We start from the raw sequence: 19,337 nt of genomic DNA, 5'->3' as shown, positions 1-19,337 counted from the left end.
TTCCGCCCATTCCGCCCATGTCAGGCATAGCCGGTTTGTCTTTTTCCGGTTTGTCGACGACAACCGCTTCGGTCGTCAGAACGACAGCCGCTACGGAAGCGGCGTTCTGCAGCGCGGAACGCGTTACCTTCGTCGGGTCGACGATGCCGGCTTCGAACATGTTCACCCAGTCGCCGGTAGCGGCGTTGTAGCCGATGCCGATCGCTTCTTTTTTCAGACGCTCGACGATGACGGAGCCTTCAACGCCTGCATTGGTCGCGATCGTGCGGACCGGCTCTTCGAGAGCGCGCAGGATGATGTTGACGCCGGTTTTCTCTTCGCCCGTCACGTCCAGAGCTGCAACAGCTCCGTATACGTTCACGAGTGCCGTGCCGCCGCCGGATACGATGCCTTCTTCCACAGCTGCACGCGTGGAGTTCAGGGCGTCCTCAATGCGCAGCTTGCGCTCTTTGAGTTCCGTTTCGGTCGCTGCTCCGACTTTGATGACTGCAACGCCGCCGGACAGCTTGGCCAGACGCTCCTGCAGCTTCTCGCGGTCGAAGTCGGAGGTCGTTTCTTCCAGCTGCGTGCGGATCTGCTTCACGCGCACATCGATGTCGGTTTTGTCGCCGGCGCCGTCAACGATAATCGTGTTTTCTTTGGTTACGCGGATTTGGCGAGCGGAGCCGAGCTGCTCAACCGTCGTGGACTTGAGGTCCAGGCCGAGCTCTTCGGTGATTACTTGGCCGCCCGTCAGAGCGGCGATATCGCCCAGCATCGCTTTGCGGCGGTCGCCGAAGCCAGGAGCTTTGACGGCTACGCAAGTGAAGGTGCCGCGCAGGCGGTTGACGATCAGCGTAGCTTGAGCTTCGCCTTCGACGTCTTCAGCGATGATCAGCAGCTGCTTGCCGGATTGAACGACTTTCTCCAGAACAGGCAGGATTTCCTGGATGTTGGAGATTTTTTTGTCGGTGATCAGGATGTACGGGCTGTCGAGGACAGCTTCCATCTTGTCCGTATCCGTGATCATGTATGGAGATACGTAGCCGCGGTCGAACTGCATGCCTTCAACCACTTCGAGCTCCGTGTAGAAGCCTTTGGATTCTTCAACCGTGATGACGCCGTCGTTGCCGACTTTTTCCATCGCTTCAGCGATCAGCTGGCCGACTTCGTCATCGCCGGAGGAGATGGCCGCAACCTGTGCGATGGAATGCTTGCCTTCGATCGGCTTGGAAATATTTTTCAGCTCTTCCACGGCAGCGCGGACAGCTTTCTCGATGCCTTTGCGCAGAACGATCGGGTTCGCGCCGGCCGTTACGTTTTTGAGACCTTCGCGGATGATCGCTTGAGCCAGAACCGTAGCGGTCGTCGTGCCGTCGCCGGCAACGTCGTTCGTTTTCGTTGCGACTTCTTTGACCAGCTGGGCGCCGGCATTTTCGAACGGGTCTTCCAGTTCGATTTCTTTGGCGATGGATACGCCGTCGTTCGTGATCAGCGGGCTTCCGAATTTCTTCTCGAGCACCACATTGCGGCCTTTAGGACCGAGCGTTACTTTAACTGCATTTGCAAGAGCGTCGACTCCGCGCAGCATGCCGCGGCGTGCGTCTTCGCTGAACTTGATTTCTTTTGCCATCGTCCATTACCTCCCGGTATATAGTTGTGGATGGAATCCTCTAAGTATGAAAATCCGATGTATGGCGAAGCTTCGCTGCAAGAAGTCTTAGCCGAAGATCGCGTGGATGTCGCTTTCTTTCATAATCAAATACTCTTTGCCCTCGTATTTGATCTCCGTTCCCGCATATTTGGAGAACAGAACGCGGTCGCCGACTTTCACTTCCAGCTCAACGCGCACGCCATCCTTAAGCGCACCGCTTCCTACAGCGACGATTTTGCCTTCTTGCGGCTTTTCTTTCGCCGTGTCCGGCAGCACGATACCGCTGGCGGTAGTCTCTTCTTTAGCGATCGGTTCTACCAATACGCGTTCACCCAAAGGTCTGATCATGAAAAAATAGCCTCCTTAATTAGAATTTGTCGTATTTTGTTAGCACTCATAAGGCCTTAGTGCTAATAACAAGTTTTATGATACTCAACTTGGGACCGGATTTCAAGTGGGAGGCATCGATTTTATGTGAAGTTTACATCCCTTCTCATCCAAACAAAATAGCCGCCGGCTGGGCCGACGGCTAACAGAGGGGATTGAACGTCATTTGTTGGAGGAATCGTCGAGAGCTTCAAGCATCTCCGAGACGAGATGAAGCGCCGCTCCGGAGGTGTAGATGAAGACGCTGCCGATAAGGAATCCGATGCCGACCATAAGGGTCATATTCGTGTCGCTGAAGTGGGTGATGTCCCACAGGCAAGCTACAACGCCGATCAACAAGCAGGTCCAAGCCATTATATTCATGAATTGGAAGAGACGATCGACCGCGGTTTTGCTTTGCTCGATTGGCTTGACAGAAATCATCTTGGCCATGAATGTCACATCCCGTTCAAAGTTGTAAGTGGTTTCATATCTATACTATACCACATTCCGCCTAAATATGTTCAAATATTTTTCACTTTTTGATCAAATATTGGACATGGATCGGTCTCATATGGCTTGAAACGCCTATTTATCAGGCTTGACTGGGGCAAAGTCAATGCTCCTACCCTCTCCATCTTGTCCGATTCATGTCCGTTTTATGACGTTCCGGACGGCAGGCAGCAAAAAAAAGCCTGCCGCATGGGCAGGCTTGATGCATGCTTTCTATTTGCTTGCAGCGACGGCGTATTCCTGCTCGAACCGCGCATCCTTCTCCTGCTGGCGCTTGTAGATCCGGGCGCACATCAGGATGCTCAGCTCGTAGAGCAGGATGAGAGGTATCGCCACCAGCGTGTCCGAGACGACATCGGGCGGAGTGACCGTGACGCCGATGAACACCATGATGAAGTAGGCGACTCTCCTCATCTTCCGGAGGCCGCCCGGCGTCAGAATCCGGATCGCGGTCAGGAACATGAGCAGGAGCGGCAGCTCGAACAGAAGCGATATCGGCACGATGATGTTGACCATGAACGTCAGATACTGCACGATGCCGTACGTTTCTTCAAGTCCAAGGCTTCGGGCGACCTTGGAGGTGAAGTGGAAAGCCATCGGGAACACGACGTAATAGGAGAACGCCAAGCCGAGCAGCAGCATGAACAGCGCGTAGGGAACGTACCGGAGCGCGGCCCGCTGCTCATGCACGCGAAGAGCCGGCTTGACAAAGGACCAGAGCTGGAAGAAAGCGACCGGAACCGCCGGAACGAGCGCGATGATGAAAGCGAACTTCATATAGATTCCGATGCCGTCCCAGAGGGAGAAGGTATGGAAGCCTCCGATCTCCTTGGCCTGTTCCGTGGACGTCAAGTAGTTGTACATCGGTTCGGCGAAAAAGAGGCCAAGTATCAATCCCGCTATGAGCACCAGCAAAATCACGAAGATCCGCTTGCGCAGCTCTCCCAGATGGTCCATGAGGGACATCAGGCCTTCTTCCCGCAGCCGCGTGCGCTGCCCTGCCTTATTCCCCGTGGGGCTGGCCATACGCGATCCTCCTTACATGTACAAGTTGAATCATTCCGGCTGTCCGCCGGTTATTCCGGAAGACGCTTCGAATCCGCGCGGACAGGCTCGACCTCTCCGTCCACTTCGATGCGCGACGCAGCGTCGCGGCGCGCAGGCTGCTGCTGATTGTCGTCTTCCATCAGATCGCGGGCGCCGGCCTTGAATTCCTTCAGCGTGCGGCCGAAAGCGCGGCCAAGCTCCGGGAGCTTGTTGGGTCCGAACAGCAGGAGAGCGATAACGGCGAGCAGCAGGAAGCCTGTAGCTCCAATTCCACTAAACATGATGAATGATTCCTCCTCTGGATTTCGCGAGAATCTCGCTGGATGTCTGGCGTCTCCAGTCATCCTTCCTTCCAGGAGCCATCGTGCCTGAAGGGAAGGATGCTGAAGACAATCGGTAATGCGCGCCGCGGAAGCTTCAGCAGCCGTAAAGGCCGCCGTAGCCCATCGCGGCAATATCCTCTTTGACGATCTTCTCCCCGGCCAATATCCGGGGAAGCAGCACATCGAACGACGTATAGGGGTCGTGCATGACGCAGCCCGGAAGGCCCAGCACAGGCGTCCCGCCTAGATAGCCGATGAGCAGCATCGATCCCGGCAGCATCGGCGTCCCGTAGCTGACGATGTCGGTGCCGGCCGATCTGATGGCGCCTGGCGTGCGGTCGTCGGGGTCGACGGACATGCCGCCTGTAAGCAGTATCATATCATACTCTTTATTTTTGTACTCAAGGATTTTCCTTGCAATGGCGTCCTTGTCATCGGGCATGATCGCCTGCTCGGCAACCGCCGAGCCGAGCGCCTCCAGCTTCGCCCGGACCGCCGGCCCGAACCGGTCCTGGATCCGTCCGCTGTGCACTTCTCCGCCCGTCGTGATCAGTCCGGCCGTCATCGGACGAAGCGGCTTCACCTCGATAGGAGCCCTGCCGGTAGCGGAACGATATTCGGCGGCGAGGCTTTCCACGGCCTCGATCTTGGTTTGGGATACAACGAGCGGAATGACGCGCGTCGCCGCGAGCTGTCCGCCCGCTTCGACAAGGCGGTTGCTGCTGATCGTGGCAAGGGCGATATCGCCGAGGGCGTTGACCGCGTTCACATAGTCGGAGTCGATCTTGGCGAGCCCCTGCATCGAGGACTTGACCGCAACCTTGCCCTCGTGCGGCTCGCCGAGCTGCGTTCCATCTCCTTGAAGAGCCTTGGCCATCCTCAGTGCCGCATCGTCCTCGTGCAGCTCGTCCTCGGCCAGCTCCATGACATAGATATGGGCTTTGCCGATATCCAGCAGGGCCGGTATATCGGCTGCTTCAATGACATGGCCTTTCTTGAACAGCCTGCCCTTGAAGCTTCCGGGAACGATTCGCGTCAAATCATGGGCCAGCCGGAGGCCGAGCGCATGCTCGACAGGCACTTCGCGCAGCTTGGTTTTCATGGTCACCCTTCATGCTCCCCTTCCCGGCCCGATACGATGCCGAGAGCATGAGGCAGCTGGTCGATGACCGCCATCAGGCATTCATGGACGCCCTTGGGATTGCCCGGCAGATTGATGACCAGCGTCCGGCCCCGGACGCCGCTGACGCCGCGAGAGAGCATCGCCTTGCGTGTACGCGACATCGTGCTGCTGCGCATCACTTCCGATATGCCGGGAACCAGCCTCTCGACGACCTTGAGCGTCGCCTCCGGCGTCACATCCCGCGGTCCAAGCCCTGTGCCTCCGGTCGTAAGCACCAGGTCGGCCTGATAATAATCCGTCATTTCGATCATGGCCGCCATGATTTCGTCCTGCTCGTCGGGCACGATCCGGTAATCCACGATATCCCCGTGCAGCTCCTCCTCGACCAGCTCGCGGATGACCTGCGCGCTCGTGTCCTCCCGCTCTCCCCTGAAGCCCTTGTCGCTTGCTGTGAGAACCGCTACCTTCCATCGCATCTGACGTTCCTCCCGTCCCCTGTCGCCGTTCTTATCCCCGCATGAAATCCCCGTTTTTGCCGCCTGACTTGGATACAAGCTCGGTCGGACCGATCACCATATCCTTTTGCATCGCCTTGCACATGTCGTACACGGTCAGCGCAGCGGCGGATACCGCCGTAAGAGCTTCCATTTCCACTCCGGTCACGCCTTTGGTCTTCACTGTCGCCTGGATGTAGAGCTTGTCCTCGCCATTATCCGAGAAGGCGATGTCTATGCCCGTGAGCGGGAGCGGATGGCACATCGGAATCCATGACGACGTGTTCTTGGCCGCCATGATTCCGGCCACTTGAGCCACGGCCAGCACATCCCCCTTGGAGATGCCGCCGGATTTGATCCTGGCCAGCGTATCCTCCGCCATCTGCACGGTTGTCCGCGCCGCAGCCGTTCTCGACGTCGTCTCCTTGCCCGTCACATCCACCATCCGGGCCCGTCCCTGTCCATTGAAATGGCTCAGGCTGTCCGCCTCGCCGCCATCCACGCCAGCAGGCAGCCTGTCATCTGCAGTCGCCATCCGCTTCCCCAGCTCCCTTCAACTATCGTTATCCGCCGTCAAGCCTGACGGGCGAACCATTGCATGCCCTCTTCCGTAATGAGGCCGTCCAGCTTGGCGTCATGCGGCTCCATCGGTACGGCATCGACGATCTGGAACGCGAACCCGATGCCGATCCATGGAGGCGGCTCTCTCCCGGCCGACCGGGCAGCATGCTCGAGCTTGAGGCGGTAGCGGTCGTAATAACCGCCGCCGTAGCCGAGCCGGCCCCCCTTGCCGTCGAAGCCGGATCCCGGCACCAGCACCGCATCCGGCAGAAATCCTTCCGGCAGCGCCGGCGCGACGGCCGGGTCGGGCTCCAGGATTCCATAGGCTCCGGGCTTCAGCTCCTCCCAGGAAGCAAGGCGATGCAGCGTCATCGACCGGTCCGGCAGCGACGCGCGGGGAACGAGGACATCGATTCCGGCTCGCCAGGCCCATTCGATCAGCGGCGACAGATCCAGCTCGGAGCGGAAAGCCGCATAGGCCGCCAAGCTTGCGCAGCCGCTTCCCTGCAGCCATTGGGCCGCTCGGTGGCATGCAGCCGCGGATGCGGCCATCCTTGCTTCGGGAGAGGCGGAATCCCGAATGTGAAGAAGACGTGCTCTTACCGATGATTTGTCGTCCGGATGATTGCCCATCGTTCGAAGTAACCCCTCGCAGGCTCTTGGTCATAATTGTCTATAGTTTACCACTGAGACCTTTGTTTCGCCAATAAGGGTCGATTATGGCGGTCAATTGCGTTATTCTTAATAGAAGAAGAACGATTGAAAGGAACTAGGGTTCTATGCTGCTGCAAGTAAACGATCTGACCAAAAGCTACGGCATCACAACCATACTCTCCCGCATCTCCCTGCAGATCCAGGAGCGCGAGCGCATCGGACTTGTCGGGGTGAACGGCGCCGGCAAGTCCACCCTGCTCCAGATTCTGGCCGGCGTCCAATCGGCCGACAGCGGCGTCATTCATCGCGCCAAGGAAACCCGCATCGGCTACCTCGCCCAGAACAGCGGCCTGCAGTCGGGCAAGAGCATCGACGAGGAGATGCGTCTGGTTTTCGCCCATCTCGTGGAAGCCGAGCAGGAGCTGCGCAGGCTGGAGCATGAAATCGCCGATCCTTCCCTTCACAGGGATGAAAAAAAATACAACGACACCCTCGAGCGCTACGCCCGCAGATCCGACTGGTACCGGGATCAAGGCGGCTTCGAGATGGAGACCCGCATCAAAAGCGTGCTGCACGGCATGGGTTTCGGGGATACGGATCCCGCCACGCCGGTCTCGACGCTGAGCGGAGGACAGAAAACCCGTCTCGCGCTGGCCCGGATTCTGCTGCAAGCCCCCGACCTGCTGCTGCTGGACGAGCCGACCAACCATCTGGACATCGCGACGCTGACCTGGCTGGAGGATTATTTGCGCAGCTATTCGGGCGCCATTCTCATCGTCTCCCATGACCGCTACTTCCTGGATGCCACGGTCGGCACGATCATCGAGATCGAGCGGCATCAAGCCCGGCGTTATGCGGGCAATTACTCCCGCTATGTCGATCTCAAGGCGGCGGAATACGAATCGGCCATGAAGCAGTACGAGAAGCAGCAGGACGAAATCGCCCGCATGGAAGAATTCGTCCGCCGCAACATCGTGCGGGCATCCACGACCAAGCGCGCGCAGAGCCGCCGCAAGGCGCTCGACCGCATGGAGAGGATCGACCGCCCCGCGGGCGATCTCAAGCGGGCCAGCTTCCGCTTCGAGATCGAGCGCGCGACGGGGCGCGACGTGCTGGAGGCGCTGGATTTGTCCGTCGGCTTCGGAGACAGCGTCGAGCCGGTCTTCCGCGACGTCACGCTGCGCCTCGAGCGAGGGGAGACCGTCGCCCTCGTCGGCCCGAACGGCATCGGCAAGTCGACCCTGCTCAAGGCGCTGATGGGCAAGCAGGAGGTGCTCGCCGGAACGGTCCGGTGGGGCACCCATGTGAAGCTCGGCTACTACGATCAGGAGCAGACGGAGCTGAGCGGGACCAATACCGTCCTTGAAGAGGTATGGAGCGCCTTTCCCGGCGTGGAGGAAGCCCGGATTCGGACGATCCTCGGCAACTTCCTGTTCAGCGGAGACGACGTCAAAAAGCGGGTCGGCTCCCTCAGCGGCGGAGAGAAGGCGCGCGTCGCGCTTGCCAAGTTGATGCTTCAGCAGGCGAATGTCCTTATCTTGGACGAGCCGACCAACCATTTGGATCTATTCAGCAAGGAAGTGCTCGAATCGGCGCTGCTCGACTATGAGGGCACGCTCCTGTTCATCTCCCATGACCGGTATTTCCTGAACAAAATCGCGGAACGCATGGTGGAGATGACACCGTCCGGCACGGTCGACTACCTCGGGAACTACGACGACATGATGGAGAAAAAGAAGGAGATCGCTGAGCTCCTGCTCGAAGCCCGCGAGGCTGCGCGCCCCGCATCCGGCGCCTCTGCGGAAGGCGGCTCAACGGCTCCGGCCGGCAGCGCCTCCTCTTACGAGGCCGACAAGCAGGCTCGCCGCGACGAGCGGGCGCGGCAGCGCAGGATCGAGCAGCTCGAAGCCGACATCGCCTCGCTGGAAGCCGATTCCGAACGCCACGAGGAGCGGCTGGCGGATCCTGAAGTTTACCAGGACTATATCCGCCTTCAGGAAGTGCAATCCAGCCTGGACGCCGTCCGGGTCCGCCTGCAGGCGGCGTACGAGGAGTGGGAAGGACTTCTTGCCTGAGCGAAAGCCGGGCGGCGATATGCAGGTTCCTTCCATCCTTATCCGCAAAAGAACCTTTCCGCCCTGGAGCCGAAGGGTTCTTTTGCGTGGGCATGTTTGAGCATGTATGAAATTAGTTTCAGTCCAACGCTTGCAAATCATTCAATTCAGGCGTATAATAAGTCCCATTGATTAACCCGCCTATTCCCCTTCTTTAGGAATCGATCATAACCCCCGATTCCGCCGTTTCTTGTTTCCCTTTTGATGAGACTGGCCTTAAAGCAATTCTGATTCACGCTGGCGCGGTCATTGGAGCCGCAAGGACGGAAGAGAGGTAGGGCTTCCGTTGTTTTGGAATGCGCAGTACGTAGAGAGCAGGACCAAACAAGCAGTTGCAGATGGAAAAGAAGCAGGAATGCAGTCGTTCTCCCGGGCCAAGCGCCGATCACCCGGTTGAATGGGTCAATCATAGACACGGAGGCAGCAAGCTCCGTACATCAGGAACCGGCATGCCGGTAAGCCGCATGAGGCGCAAGCAAATCAAATAGAAGGCCCTCCGCCTGAGCCCGCAAGGGGCCGGGAAGAGGGCCTTCGTCCATTTTCGGCTGCCGCTTTCAGTTATGCACAGCGTTATCCACAGCCCTGAATAAGTTGTCAGGCAATTCTGTATTGGAATTCAATTCAGACGCCGCATTGCACTTGGATCTCTGGATCGGCAATGAAACAAGAACGGAGCTCCAAAAAAATTATCCTCATTATCCACATTGTCCACAAGGCTGCTATGGAAAAAATGTCCCCATTTTCTGCACAGCGTTTGTCCAGCAAGGAATTATCTGCAATGCACATGTCCACAAAGCAGTGGGCCACATCTTTCAGCAGCCGGAAGGCAGGCATAGCCGTCCTGCCTTCCCCATTTCTTCCGCTTCTGACCGCGGATCGATTCCGAGGCTAATTCACGCCGGCTTGTTTTCTCGCCGCTCCGACCCGGCTCATCACGGCTGCATTGCATGCCGAGACGTAAGCCTGCGCCGCCGCCAGGACGATGTCGTCATGAACCGCCGTGCCGCGATAACGCTCGCCGTCCATCAGGACAGAGACGACGGCTTCTCCATGGGCATCCTCGCCTGTAGAGAGGGAATGCAGCTCCAGGTCCTCCAGCTCCGAGGCGGCGGGAATGCCTTGGCGGATGCAGGCGATAACGGCTTCCAGAGGGCCGTGTCCAGCCGACGTGTACGTATGCTCGCGGCCGTCCTGCTCCCTCAGCGTGACCGTCGCCATGCGCGTGCGCTGGCTGCCTGCCAGCACCTGCAGATCGACAAGCACATACGGATCCGGCTGGGTTTCGGTCTGCTCTCCGGCGATCCGGATCAGCTGCTCGTCGGTGACGATTTTCTGGGCGTCTGCCTTGGCCTTGAACGCCTCGTACACCTGCTCCAGCTGCCCGCTGTCCAGCTCGATGCCGAATTCCGCGAGCCGGTGCTTGATGGCATGCCGTCCAGAATGCTTGCCGAGCACGATCATGCTGCGCGGAATGCCCATCGTCTCGGGATCCATGATTTCATAGGTGTTCCGATTTTTGAGCAGGCCGTCCTGATGGATGCCCGATTCATGCTGGAAGGCGTTGCGGCCGACGATCGGCTTGTTGAACGCGATCGGAAAATGCATCATCCGGCTGACGACGCGGGAAGTCTCGAAAATTTCCGCGCGATTGATGTTCGTGCCGACTCCAATGACCGGACCCCTCGTGTCCAAAATCATCGCCAGCTCCTCGACGGAGCAGTTGCCGGCCCGCTCGCCGATTCCGTTCACGGTCACCTCTACCTGGGAAGCGCCGGCCCGAATCGCCGCCAGGCTGTTCGCTGCCGCGAGGCCGAGGTCGTCATGGCAATGGGCGCTGTAGCGGACGCCCTCTCCGCCTCTTGCCCCCTGCCGTACAGCGGTGAACATCTTGGTGATCTCTTCGGGAAGCGCATATCCGAGCGTATCCGGCAGATTGATGATGGTGGCGCCGGACTCGATCGCCGCTTCGACCAGCTCGGTCAGAAAAGCCAGATCCGTGCGGGTCGCATCCATCGCCGAAAATTCAATCTCCTCGACGAACTGCTTGCCGTACGCCAGCACCTCCCGGGTTCGGGCGACGACCTGCTCCCTCGTCATCCGCAGCTGATGCTGCAGGTGGATGTCCGAGGAGCTGATGAAGATATGCAGACGGCGCCTTGCGGCATCGGCGGTCGCCTTGACGGCCGCATCGATGTCGCCGCGCACCGCGCGCGCGAAGCCCGCGATCTCCACCTGCTGCAGCTCCCTCGAGATCTGCTGGACGGCGGCGAATTCGCCGGGACTGGATACCGGGAAGCCCGGCTCGATGATGTCGACGCCAAGCTTCGCCAGCTGCCGGGCGATGATGATCTTCTTCTCCGGAGCGATCGCGGCTCCCGGCGACTGCTCCCCGTCTCTCAACGTCGTATCGAATATGTGGATCGTTCTGTTTCCGGCTGCGTTCATCATTTGGAATCCCTCCGAATTTGGTTTGGTCGACATGCAAAAAGCCCGCCGTCCCTCGCGGAAGAAAGAACCTATCGTTCTGTCTTCCGCAAGAGACGGCGGGCTGAAAAAAAGGCCTCGCCGCGGTACCACTCTTGTTGCCCGTCCTTGCCGCGGCAGCCTGATCAGATGCAGCGGCAGGAGCGGACCCGCTCATGCTCGCCCGCGCGCCGAACTCCATGACGAAGTCCAGCCGCAGGCGGCATCCCGATGACGGGGGACAGCCGTAACCGGGTACCGGCTCGGCCGCAGCGGCCTTGCCCTCCCCGATTCCGCTCCCAGGCGAGTTCGGATCGGCCCTTCGGCTGCGTCGCACCTTGCCGCAGCTCTCTGAAGGTTCCGGACCGGTCCTACTGCTCCTGATCCTAGCGTTTGAACCTATTCAAGTTAAGTTGTCGATTGATTTGCCCTGCCAGATGGATGCCAAAAAGCCTGCCGTCTCTATGCAAGAGACGACAGGCTATGCCCGCGCGGTACCACTCTCGTTGACGCCGCCATGAACGGCGTCCCCTTGATTGCGATTCAGCGCCGTCCGGACGGCGTTGAATCGCAAAGCCGATGACGGGGCCAGCCGTAATGCCCTGCGGCCGCGTCCGAAGCCTCTCCGCCTCAAGGGCGTCCGGCTTCGGAACATGGCGTGACCGTTCAGGCATTCCGCTCCCAGGAGAGCTTCAGACGTCCATCGGCTGCGTCGCACCTCCCCGCAGCTCTCTGCCGGCATCCCTCTCGGGCATGCCCTTCCCGGACGTTCCTACTGTTCCTGTTCACAGCGTTTACACTCTATGGCTGCTCAGCAGCAGCATCCAACTGTTGAACTGAGTATATCGACGGCGGCCCCAGCTGTCAAGCTGGGAATCGGAACATAGGCTCCATCTTTCTTTTCGCGGCTTGACGGGGAAATCGGTTTGGTCCGCTGATTTCCGGCATCGGCACGAACATCCCCATCGTCCGTCGGCCGCCGGAAGGACATGACGGAGCATGGCGCCCTCCCTGTCCGGGGTGACCGGGCAGGGAGGCTATGGTAGAATAGGACCCACACCGGAAATGGATGCAACATGTTCCAGTCTTTTGCCGTCATAGATTCCATTCAGCAATACCGCAATGATCAAGAGGTGATTCCAGCATGAACCAAGACACGCCGGCCGTCTATTCGCGAATGGAAGCGGCCGTTCCCCGACGCACTGCCCGCAGGTCCCCCGTTCCGTTCCTGATCGCCTGGCTCCTCATTACGGCTGCAGGCATAGCCGGAGCCTGGTTTTATACGCAGCACTTGCAGCAGCAGATGTCCTTGCAGATCCAGCAGCAGACCGACATGCAGATCGCCGAGCTCCAAGCCAGGTACGACGAGAAGCTGGACAAGCTGGAATCGGGCTACCAGACCGAGCTCGCCGCCTTGAACAGCAAGGTTCAGAGCCTCAATGAGCTGCTCGCCTTCACCCGCGACAACGCCAGCGACAAGACCGACAACAGCAACAAGCTGTTCACCCAGCTGAGCGAAGTCCAAAAACAGCTCGACGAGCTGAAGAAAAACCTGGATGTGCTGAAATAATGCGGGGCGTCGACGTGCGCGTCATCAATCGGCGCATGCTGCTCATGACCGCCCCATTTCTCGGCGCGCTTCTGTTCCTGCTGCTGCATCAGCCTGAGGTGAGGCTTCCCGGCTCGGCGGCCCCTGTTCCCGCAGCGCCCAAGGATACTTCCGGACAAGTGCAGGCCATCGGGACCGGATTCGATCAGGCCAAGACCAGCGCCGTGCATACGGCCGGCTCCATCCAGAAAGCCGCTGCGCTGTACAGCCAGACCAGCCAGCGGATGAACGCCATTGCAGGCATGGCGCGATCCCAGAGCGGCCGTCCGCTCGCCGTCTACGACCGCCGCATCAGCATTCCGCTCGGAAGTCCGTCGGAGACGATCCAGACGGACAAGCTGACCGCCCAGCTGTATTTCATCAAAGCCCAGAACTTCAACGGCTACGCGCTCAAAGTGAGGCTCAAGCAGGAGGGAGCGATGAAGCTGGCGATCGGCGGAGACAAGCCGGGCCGGGCGGAGACGACGCTCGCAGCGGTCAAGCGCTACAATGCCGTCGCCGGCATCAATGCCGGCGGATTCGCCGACGACGGCTCCGGCCGCCGGTACCCGCTGAGCACGACCGTCATGGAAGGGAAATACATCGGCGGATTCGAGCCGTCCTACAAGGATCTGTTCTTTGTCGGTCTGAACAAGGAGCGCAAGCTGATCGGCGGAAAGTATTCCAGCCGCGAACAGCTGGACCGGGAAAACCCCGAATTCGGCGTCTCGTTCGTCCCTGTCCTGATGAAAGGCGGCATCGCCCAGCCGATTCCGCTGAAGTGGCAGCTGAGCCCTCTGCGGGCGCCCCGAACCGTCGTCGCCAACTACAAGGACGACCAGCTCCTGTTCATCGTCGTCGACGGCTACAATGAAGCCGGCAGCTCCGGGGCGACGCTCGGCGAGATGCAGATCCTGCTCTCCCGGTTCAAGGCCGTGGACGGCTACAATCTGGACGGCGGCGGCTCCTCGACGCTCGTTTTCAACGGCCGCATCGTCAACCATCCGTCGGACAAGAAGCTCCGTCCGCTTGCGACGAATTTCCTTTTCTTCTCTTGAACCGCAAAGGGGCAGCCGCCAAGTCATTCACTGACTTGGCGGCTGCCCCTTTTTCATGATTGCAAAGCAAGTTATTCGGCCGGAATCGAAGGCCTGGCCTCGCGGACGGACCACTCCTCGAGCGACAGGCCGGGATCGGCCTTCAGATCAAAGCCGGTGAACTGGCTCCGCGTCCATTTCAGATGGGCGGCGGCTCCGATCATCGCGGCGTTGTCCGTGCACAGCGATTGCGGAGGAATGAGCAGCGGCAGCCGCTCCGCCGCGCACAGCTCTTCCAGCCGGCTGCGCAGGCCGCGGTTGGCGGCGACGCCGCCGCACAGGAGCAGCTGCCGCGCTCCGAACTGCTTGGCGGCACGGATAGCCTTCACCGTCAGCACTTCGATGACGGATTCCTGGAAGCCGCGCGCAAGCGCAGGCACATCAAGCTCCAGCCCTTTCATCCGGGACTGGTTGATGGCTGCGAGCACGGCGGATTTCAAGCCGCTGAAGCTGAAATCGTAGGAGCCCGGCTCCAGCCAGGAGCGCGGCAGCTCGGCCGCATGCTCCGCCGCCGCTGCCTGCCGGTCGATATGAGGGCCGCCGGGATAAGGAAACTTCAACGCCCGGGCGACCTTGTCGTAGGCCTCGCCGACCGCGTCGTCCCGCGTGCGGCCGACAATGCGGAAGACGCCCTCCTCCTCCAGCATGACGAGCTCGGTATGGCCGCCGGATACGACCAGCGCCAGGCATGGATATTGAATCTCGTGCACGAGAGCATTGGCGTAGATATGCCCGGCGATATGATGGGTGCCGATAAGCGGCACGTCCAGCGCCATCGCGAGGCTCATCCCGGACACGATGCCGACGAGCAGCGCGCCGACAAGTCCCGGTCCCTGGGTGACGGCAATGGCGGACAGATCCTTCGCCTCGATGCCGGCTTCGGAGATCGCCTGCTCGATAATCAGCGTGATGACCTCGACATGCTTGCGGGAGGCGACCTCCGGCACGACGCCGCCGAACTGGCGATGCGTTTCGATCTGGCTGGAGACGATGTTGGAGAGAATTTCGCGCCCGCCGCGAATGACGGCAGCCGAAGTCTCGTCGCAGCTGGTCTCAATGGCTAGAATAAGTTCTTCTTCCCTGTTCAACTGTGCGTTCATTGGGCTCGTCCCTCCGCTTGCGCCTGCCCAAGCTCCGCCCACATGATCAAGGCGTCCTCGTTGTTGTCGGAATAATAGCCCGGACGGATGCCGGACGGCTCAAAGCCGAATTTGCGATACAGCGACTGCGCCACCTCGTTGGTTACCCGAACCTCCAGCGTCATGCGGACGGCTCCGAAAAAGACCGCGAGCTTCTTCAGCTCGGACAGCAGCCGCGCTCCCAGCTTGCGCCCCCGGAACTCCCGGCTTACTGCGATGTTGGTCACATGAGCCTCGTCCATGATCAGCCACATGCCGCCGTAGCCGATGATTTCTCCATGCAGCGTCATGACCATGTACCGCGCGAAATGGTTATGTGTCAGCTCGTTGACGAAAGCATCGGAGGTCCACGGAGAAGTGAACGCTTCATGCTCGATGGCGATGATGGACGGGATGTCGTCGAGCTTCATCGAACGGAACACCAGGTCATCCTCGCCGGATGCAGCGTGAAGCTGCATGACGTCGTAATCCGCCATCGTTTTACGCCTCCCCGGGTTTCTCCAATAATTTAGCTTCCGCTTCAGCCAATTGCGTGTAGTTTGGAACAAATGCGTGCGCGTCATCCGCTTCACCTCCGGCTAGCCGCCTGCTTCCAAGCCAGGCTGCGCTGCGGCCTTCCATGACATGAGGCTGCCTTGCGACAGCAGGAGCTCCGCCGGGCAGGCCCGCTAGGAGGGACTCCAGCAGCGAGATGGATCCCTCCTGCTTTTCCAGGTCTCCCGTAAAGACAATCCGTTCCGGCCTCTCCGCGGCATTCGTAATCTCCAGCCGCTCATAAAGCCTGCGCGCCCAATCCGAAGCGAGCCGGATGGCGTCCGTTTCCAGGCGCTGCCAGCCCTCCCTGCCGGAAGCGGCAAAGAGAGCCGTATAGGCTTGTCCTCTCCGGGCGTCGATCAGGGGAACGGCCCAAGACGCTACAACCGCATCAGCGCCCGCCAGCACAGTACGGCGCTGATTCCTGTCCGTATCCGGCTGAGCAGCGCCGGGCCGATCTCTATCGGGGTCCGCTTGCACGCCGGCCCCCGCCAGCTCCATCGAACCGGCGACGGCTGACGCCGCCGCATCCGCCGCTCCGCCATGGCTGGCTGCAGCCGCCTCGGAGCCTTGGCCTGCATGCTCGCGCCATGCGCCGACGGCCAGCGCCTCAAGCGTCGACACGCCGACAATCGGCAGCTTCCAGGCCCAGGCCAGCGTCTTGGCGACGGATGCCGCGATGCGGACGCCCGTATAGGAGCCCGGGCCGATGCCCGCAGCGATGCCGTCCAGCTGCCCGGGGGAGATGCCGGCATCGGCGAGCAGCTTCTGTACGGCCGGCACGACATGCGCCGAATGGTTGCGCTCGGCCGGCGACTGGACGCTGGCGAGCACCTCGCCGCCCCGCGTCAAGGCGGCGGCAAGCACCGCCGTCGACGTGTCCAGCGCCAGGACGAGCAGCTCTTCGCTCGGCTTGGCCCGCTGCAAGCCCGTCTCCGTTGCGCCCTTAGCTTGCGGAGGGCTCTCCGCCCCGGCTTCTGCGGCCGAATTAAGCTCCGTCATTGCTCTGCTCCTCCCGTCTCGGCGATAAGCCTGCACCATTCCGCATAAGGGAGTCCGCGGCCTTCCAGCCGTATCCGCCTCTCGCTGCCTCCCAGATGCTCGATGTACAGCTCCAGCCTGGATTCCGGAAGCAGCTCCGGAATCAGGCTCGCCCACTCCACGAGGGAGACGCCGCTTCCGTAGAAATACTCGTCCAATCCGAGCTCGTCGGCCTCTTCCTGCGACAGCCGATAGACATCCATATGGTACAGCGGCATCGTTCCGCTGGCATACTCTTTTATAATCGTAAAGGTCGGGCTGTTAACCACGCCCTTCACCCCGATCGCGGCGGCGAACGCCTGCGAGAACCGGGTTTTGCCCGCGCCAAGATCGCCATCCAGCGCGATCACCGTTCCGGGAGCGGCCCATGCGGCCAGCATTTCCGCGAGCCGGACCGTGTCCGACTCCTCCCGCGCGCGCCAACTGGCTGCTGCTGCGGCCTCTGTCATCTGTGTATCCCACCTTGCTCATGTTCCGCTTTCATCCGGTTCCGGAAGCTTGTTCTCATTATATCGGCCCCCTACCTCTGCCGCAACCGCGGCCGGACGGGCTCGCAATGACATCCGGGCGCCATACCGGACAGCAGCATGCCGTCCTTCGCACCGAGCCGTCGAAGCCTTGGCTTGCCTGACCGCTCCGCACAGAAAAAAAACTCCGAAGGCAGATGTCTGCCTTGCGGAGCATGCGTCCTGCCGCCGAGCGCGCTAGTGAATATCGCGCTTCTTGAAGCGGCCGCCCTTGACGTCATGGATATTGCCGACAGCCAGGAAGGCGCCGGGGTCCATGTCGGTCACGATCGATTTGAGCTTGGCTTCCTCGAGGCGCGTCACGACGACGAACAGCACTTTCTTGTCGCCGCCGGTGAACCCGCCTTCGCCGTTGAGATAAGTGACGCCGCGGCCCAGACGGCTCATGATGGCTTCGCCGATCTCGCGGTACTCGTCGCTGATGATCCAGACGGCCTTGGATTCGTCGAAGCCCTCGATGACGATGTCGATCATCTTGTAGGCGATATAGTAGGCGATGAGCGAGTACATCGCACGATCCCAGGAGAACACGAAGCCCGCGCTCGACAGAATGAACAGATTGGCGAACATGACGATCTCGCCGACCGAGAAAGGCAGCTTCTTGGAGAAGAGGATCGCGACGATCTCCGTGCCGTCGAGCGAGCCGCCGAAGCGGATGACGAGACCGACCCCGACTCCGAGCACCATGCCTCCGAAGATGGAGGCGAGGAATTCGTCGATCGTAAGCGGATCGACCTCATGCAGCAGATAAGTCGTCAGCGACATGACGGCTACGCCGTACAGAGTCGACAGCGCGAATGTCTTGCCGATCTGCTTATACCCCAGGAAGAGGAACGGAAGGTTGAGAAGAAAGAGGAAAAGTCCGAGAGGAACGTCCGTCAAATAAGAAAGCATGATGGAAATGCCGGTGATGCCGCCGTCGATAATGTTGTTCGGCACCAGGAATATCTCCAGGCCTACCCCCATCAGGACGGCTCCGACGGTGATGAACAAGACCCGCTTGAACACTTCAAAGAATGGCAGCTTGAGATGCTGCCCCTGCGCTGTTACCATGCCCCCACACCCTTTCAATCTGTCTTGCTTATGACCCTGTATACTAATTATAAAGTATTTTCGCTCTAAATTAAAGGAAAAGGGTGGATTTAGCTAATTTTTAACCTAATTCATGAAGAAAAGAGCTTTTATCTCCGTTTATCGATGGTTATCTTGCTTTACCTTGATTTTAAACCTGTCATGGCATGATAAGGCTTGTATCCCCATCTATCTATATGTATTTTCGCCCCTTCCCGTTATTCCGCTCATTTGGTATCGTTAGGAATGCCGGACATTTCCGGCGGAAGGAGAACCTCCAAGTGGCAGCAGCACGCAACAAGCCGTCGTCGAAGAAATCGTCGCCTCCCGCTCAGCACGAGCTCGATCTGACGAGGGGAGCCTGGTCCCGCAAGCCCGCTACGCAAGTACAGCCGAACCGCAAAAAAGAACAGCGCCGCTCCTGGTGCCGCAAAGGCAACGGGAACGACGCTGTTTTTTTGTGTCCGAAAACTCATCGCGGACATCAGTTTTCTCTGTGCGGCTGTCCTTCATGAAGCTGGTCGACCGATACGGTCTGCGTGTTCTGAGGGGTCGTGCCGACCTGCACGGTCGCCATGCCGTTCGCCTCGTCCACATTCTCGATCCAAACCGAGTGCCCGCCCAAGTGGACGGCCACCATATCCTTGGAGCCGTAGATTTCCATCGCTCTTTTTACATCCACCGCGAGTTCCCTCCTATTCTCCGTCCTCTGCTTCTTCCTTCAGCATCATCGTATCCGTCGTCGATTCTCCGATATGGCCGTTGTGGATCGTAACCTGGCCGCCTCCTAGACCTTCGCCCACCATGCGGTCGATATCCATCTCGTAATCGACCCTGCCGCCATGGTCGGCCGTCCGGCCGACGCCCGCATCCGTCATCGTGCGCGCTCCGCCTTCCTCCAGCGAGCCGTCCAGCTCCGTGCTCATCTCGGCAGCCAGATCCGGAAGGCTCTTCTCGTCGCGGCTGCTGGCCAGCATATGGCGGCTGTCCAGCCTCTGCTCGAGATGGCGGCGTATTTCCTGCTCGTCCATTCGCCTCACGCCTCCTTC

Annotated in this window: 20 protein-coding genes; 3 read left to right on the top strand and 17 right to left on the bottom strand. The window is 59.9% G+C overall.

What is annotated here, in order from left to right:
• From groL to VE23_RS23035, 9 genes are all read right to left on the bottom strand, one after another.
• A partial coding sequence (gene groL, locus VE23_RS23075) for a chaperonin GroEL (RefSeq protein ID WP_157054101.1) occupies nucleotides 1-1,612 on the bottom strand: 1,612 nt, incomplete at its 3' end.
• 87 nt (nucleotides 1,613-1,699) lie between these two features.
• Nucleotides 1,700-1,981 carry a co-chaperone GroES gene (groES, locus tag VE23_RS23070; protein WP_021878821.1) on the bottom strand — a complete coding sequence of 94 codons (282 nt, stop codon included), beginning with the start codon at nucleotides 1,979-1,981 and terminating at the stop codon, nucleotides 1,700-1,702.
• A gap of 201 nt (nucleotides 1,982-2,182) precedes the next feature.
• On the bottom strand, nucleotides 2,183-2,452 hold the full coding sequence (locus VE23_RS23065; protein WP_049869275.1) for a hypothetical protein: 270 nt from the start codon (nucleotides 2,450-2,452) through the stop codon (nucleotides 2,183-2,185).
• 273 nt (nucleotides 2,453-2,725) lie between these two features.
• Entirely contained in the window at nucleotides 2,726-3,538 is an 813-nt protein-coding gene (gene tatC / locus VE23_RS23060; RefSeq protein ID WP_021878819.1) for a twin-arginine translocase subunit TatC, read from the bottom strand.
• A gap of 50 nt (nucleotides 3,539-3,588) precedes the next feature.
• Complete coding sequence (locus VE23_RS23055) at nucleotides 3,589-3,840, bottom strand: twin-arginine translocase TatA/TatE family subunit (protein WP_048748655.1); 252 nt, start codon at nucleotides 3,838-3,840, stop codon at nucleotides 3,589-3,591.
• A 136-nt stretch (nucleotides 3,841-3,976) separates the two neighbouring features.
• Complete coding sequence (locus tag VE23_RS23050; protein ID WP_048748656.1) at nucleotides 3,977-4,984, bottom strand: molybdopterin-binding protein; 1,008 nt, start codon at nucleotides 4,982-4,984, stop codon at nucleotides 3,977-3,979.
• 2 nt (nucleotides 4,985-4,986) lie between these two features.
• Nucleotides 4,987-5,481 carry a MogA/MoaB family molybdenum cofactor biosynthesis protein gene (locus tag VE23_RS23045; RefSeq protein ID WP_048748657.1) on the bottom strand — a complete coding sequence of 165 codons (495 nt, stop codon included), beginning with the start codon at nucleotides 5,479-5,481 and terminating at the stop codon, nucleotides 4,987-4,989.
• 31 nt (nucleotides 5,482-5,512) lie between these two features.
• Entirely contained in the window at nucleotides 5,513-6,034 is a 522-nt protein-coding gene (gene moaC / locus VE23_RS23040) for a cyclic pyranopterin monophosphate synthase MoaC (protein WP_049869274.1), read from the bottom strand.
• A 38-nt stretch (nucleotides 6,035-6,072) separates the two neighbouring features.
• Nucleotides 6,073-6,693, bottom strand: a complete 621-nt coding sequence (locus VE23_RS23035; RefSeq protein WP_021878816.1) for a 5-formyltetrahydrofolate cyclo-ligase — start codon at nucleotides 6,691-6,693, stop codon at nucleotides 6,073-6,075.
• A gap of 146 nt (nucleotides 6,694-6,839) precedes the next feature.
• Between VE23_RS23035 and VE23_RS23030 the strand changes: the two genes are divergently transcribed.
• On the top strand, nucleotides 6,840-8,789 hold the full coding sequence (locus VE23_RS23030; RefSeq protein WP_049869273.1) for an ABC-F family ATP-binding cassette domain-containing protein: 1,950 nt from the start codon (nucleotides 6,840-6,842) through the stop codon (nucleotides 8,787-8,789).
• A 927-nt stretch (nucleotides 8,790-9,716) separates the two neighbouring features.
• Here VE23_RS23030 and VE23_RS23020 read toward each other — a convergent pair.
• Nucleotides 9,717-11,273 (bottom strand): 2-isopropylmalate synthase, encoded by a 1,557-nt coding sequence (locus VE23_RS23020; protein WP_049869837.1) that lies wholly within the window; start codon nucleotides 11,271-11,273, stop codon nucleotides 9,717-9,719.
• 1,162 nt (nucleotides 11,274-12,435) lie between these two features.
• Between VE23_RS23020 and VE23_RS23015 the strand changes: the two genes are divergently transcribed.
• The gene (locus VE23_RS23015) at nucleotides 12,436-12,861 is read left to right on the top strand and encodes a hypothetical protein (RefSeq protein ID WP_049869271.1); all 426 of its coding nucleotides are present in this window, start codon (nucleotides 12,436-12,438) and stop codon (nucleotides 12,859-12,861) included.
• The gene (locus VE23_RS23010) at nucleotides 12,861-13,937 is read left to right on the top strand and encodes a phosphodiester glycosidase family protein (protein WP_048748660.1); all 1,077 of its coding nucleotides are present in this window, start codon (nucleotides 12,861-12,863) and stop codon (nucleotides 13,935-13,937) included. The genes VE23_RS23015 and VE23_RS23010 overlap by 1 nt, the downstream gene beginning before the upstream one ends.
• A gap of 71 nt (nucleotides 13,938-14,008) precedes the next feature.
• Here VE23_RS23010 and tsaD read toward each other — a convergent pair whose 3' ends face one another.
• The 7 genes from tsaD to VE23_RS27890 all read right to left on the bottom strand — a co-directional run bounded on the left by tsaD (nucleotide 14,009) and on the right by VE23_RS27890 (nucleotide 19,319).
• On the bottom strand, nucleotides 14,009-15,076 hold the full coding sequence (tsaD, locus tag VE23_RS23005; protein WP_049869269.1) for a tRNA (adenosine(37)-N6)-threonylcarbamoyltransferase complex transferase subunit TsaD: 1,068 nt from the start codon (nucleotides 15,074-15,076) through the stop codon (nucleotides 14,009-14,011).
• The gene (gene rimI, locus VE23_RS23000) at nucleotides 15,073-15,591 is read right to left on the bottom strand and encodes a ribosomal protein S18-alanine N-acetyltransferase (RefSeq protein ID WP_232317022.1); all 519 of its coding nucleotides are present in this window, start codon (nucleotides 15,589-15,591) and stop codon (nucleotides 15,073-15,075) included. The genes tsaD and rimI overlap by 4 nt, the downstream gene beginning before the upstream one ends.
• A 4-nt stretch (nucleotides 15,592-15,595) precedes the next feature.
• A complete protein-coding gene (gene tsaB / locus VE23_RS22995; protein ID WP_049869268.1) occupies nucleotides 15,596-16,651 on the bottom strand; it encodes a tRNA (adenosine(37)-N6)-threonylcarbamoyltransferase complex dimerization subunit type 1 TsaB in 1,056 nt (351 codons plus the stop codon).
• Nucleotides 16,648-17,139 carry a tRNA (adenosine(37)-N6)-threonylcarbamoyltransferase complex ATPase subunit type 1 TsaE gene (tsaE, locus tag VE23_RS22990; protein WP_021881997.1) on the bottom strand — a complete coding sequence of 164 codons (492 nt, stop codon included), beginning with the start codon at nucleotides 17,137-17,139 and terminating at the stop codon, nucleotides 16,648-16,650. The genes tsaB and tsaE overlap by 4 nt, the downstream gene beginning before the upstream one ends.
• A gap of 255 nt (nucleotides 17,140-17,394) precedes the next feature.
• A complete protein-coding gene (locus VE23_RS22985; protein ID WP_048744829.1) occupies nucleotides 17,395-18,270 on the bottom strand; it encodes a YitT family protein in 876 nt (291 codons plus the stop codon).
• A gap of 502 nt (nucleotides 18,271-18,772) precedes the next feature.
• Nucleotides 18,773-18,970 carry an H-type small acid-soluble spore protein gene (locus tag VE23_RS22980; RefSeq protein ID WP_049869267.1) on the bottom strand — a complete coding sequence of 66 codons (198 nt, stop codon included), beginning with the start codon at nucleotides 18,968-18,970 and terminating at the stop codon, nucleotides 18,773-18,775.
• Nucleotides 18,971-18,983: 13 nt separating this feature from the next.
• Nucleotides 18,984-19,319, bottom strand: coding sequence for a hypothetical protein (locus VE23_RS27890; RefSeq protein WP_373864530.1), 336 nt, complete (start codon nucleotides 19,317-19,319; stop codon nucleotides 18,984-18,986).
• Nucleotides 19,320-19,337 lie beyond the last annotated feature (18 nt).

It is taken from the genome of Paenibacillus sp. D9 (genome assembly GCF_001188365.1).
In the GTDB taxonomy this organism is placed as follows: Bacteria; Bacillota; Bacilli; order Paenibacillales; family Paenibacillaceae; genus Paenibacillus_O; species Paenibacillus_O humicus.
This window is presented reverse-complemented; position numbering and strand designations above follow the sequence as displayed.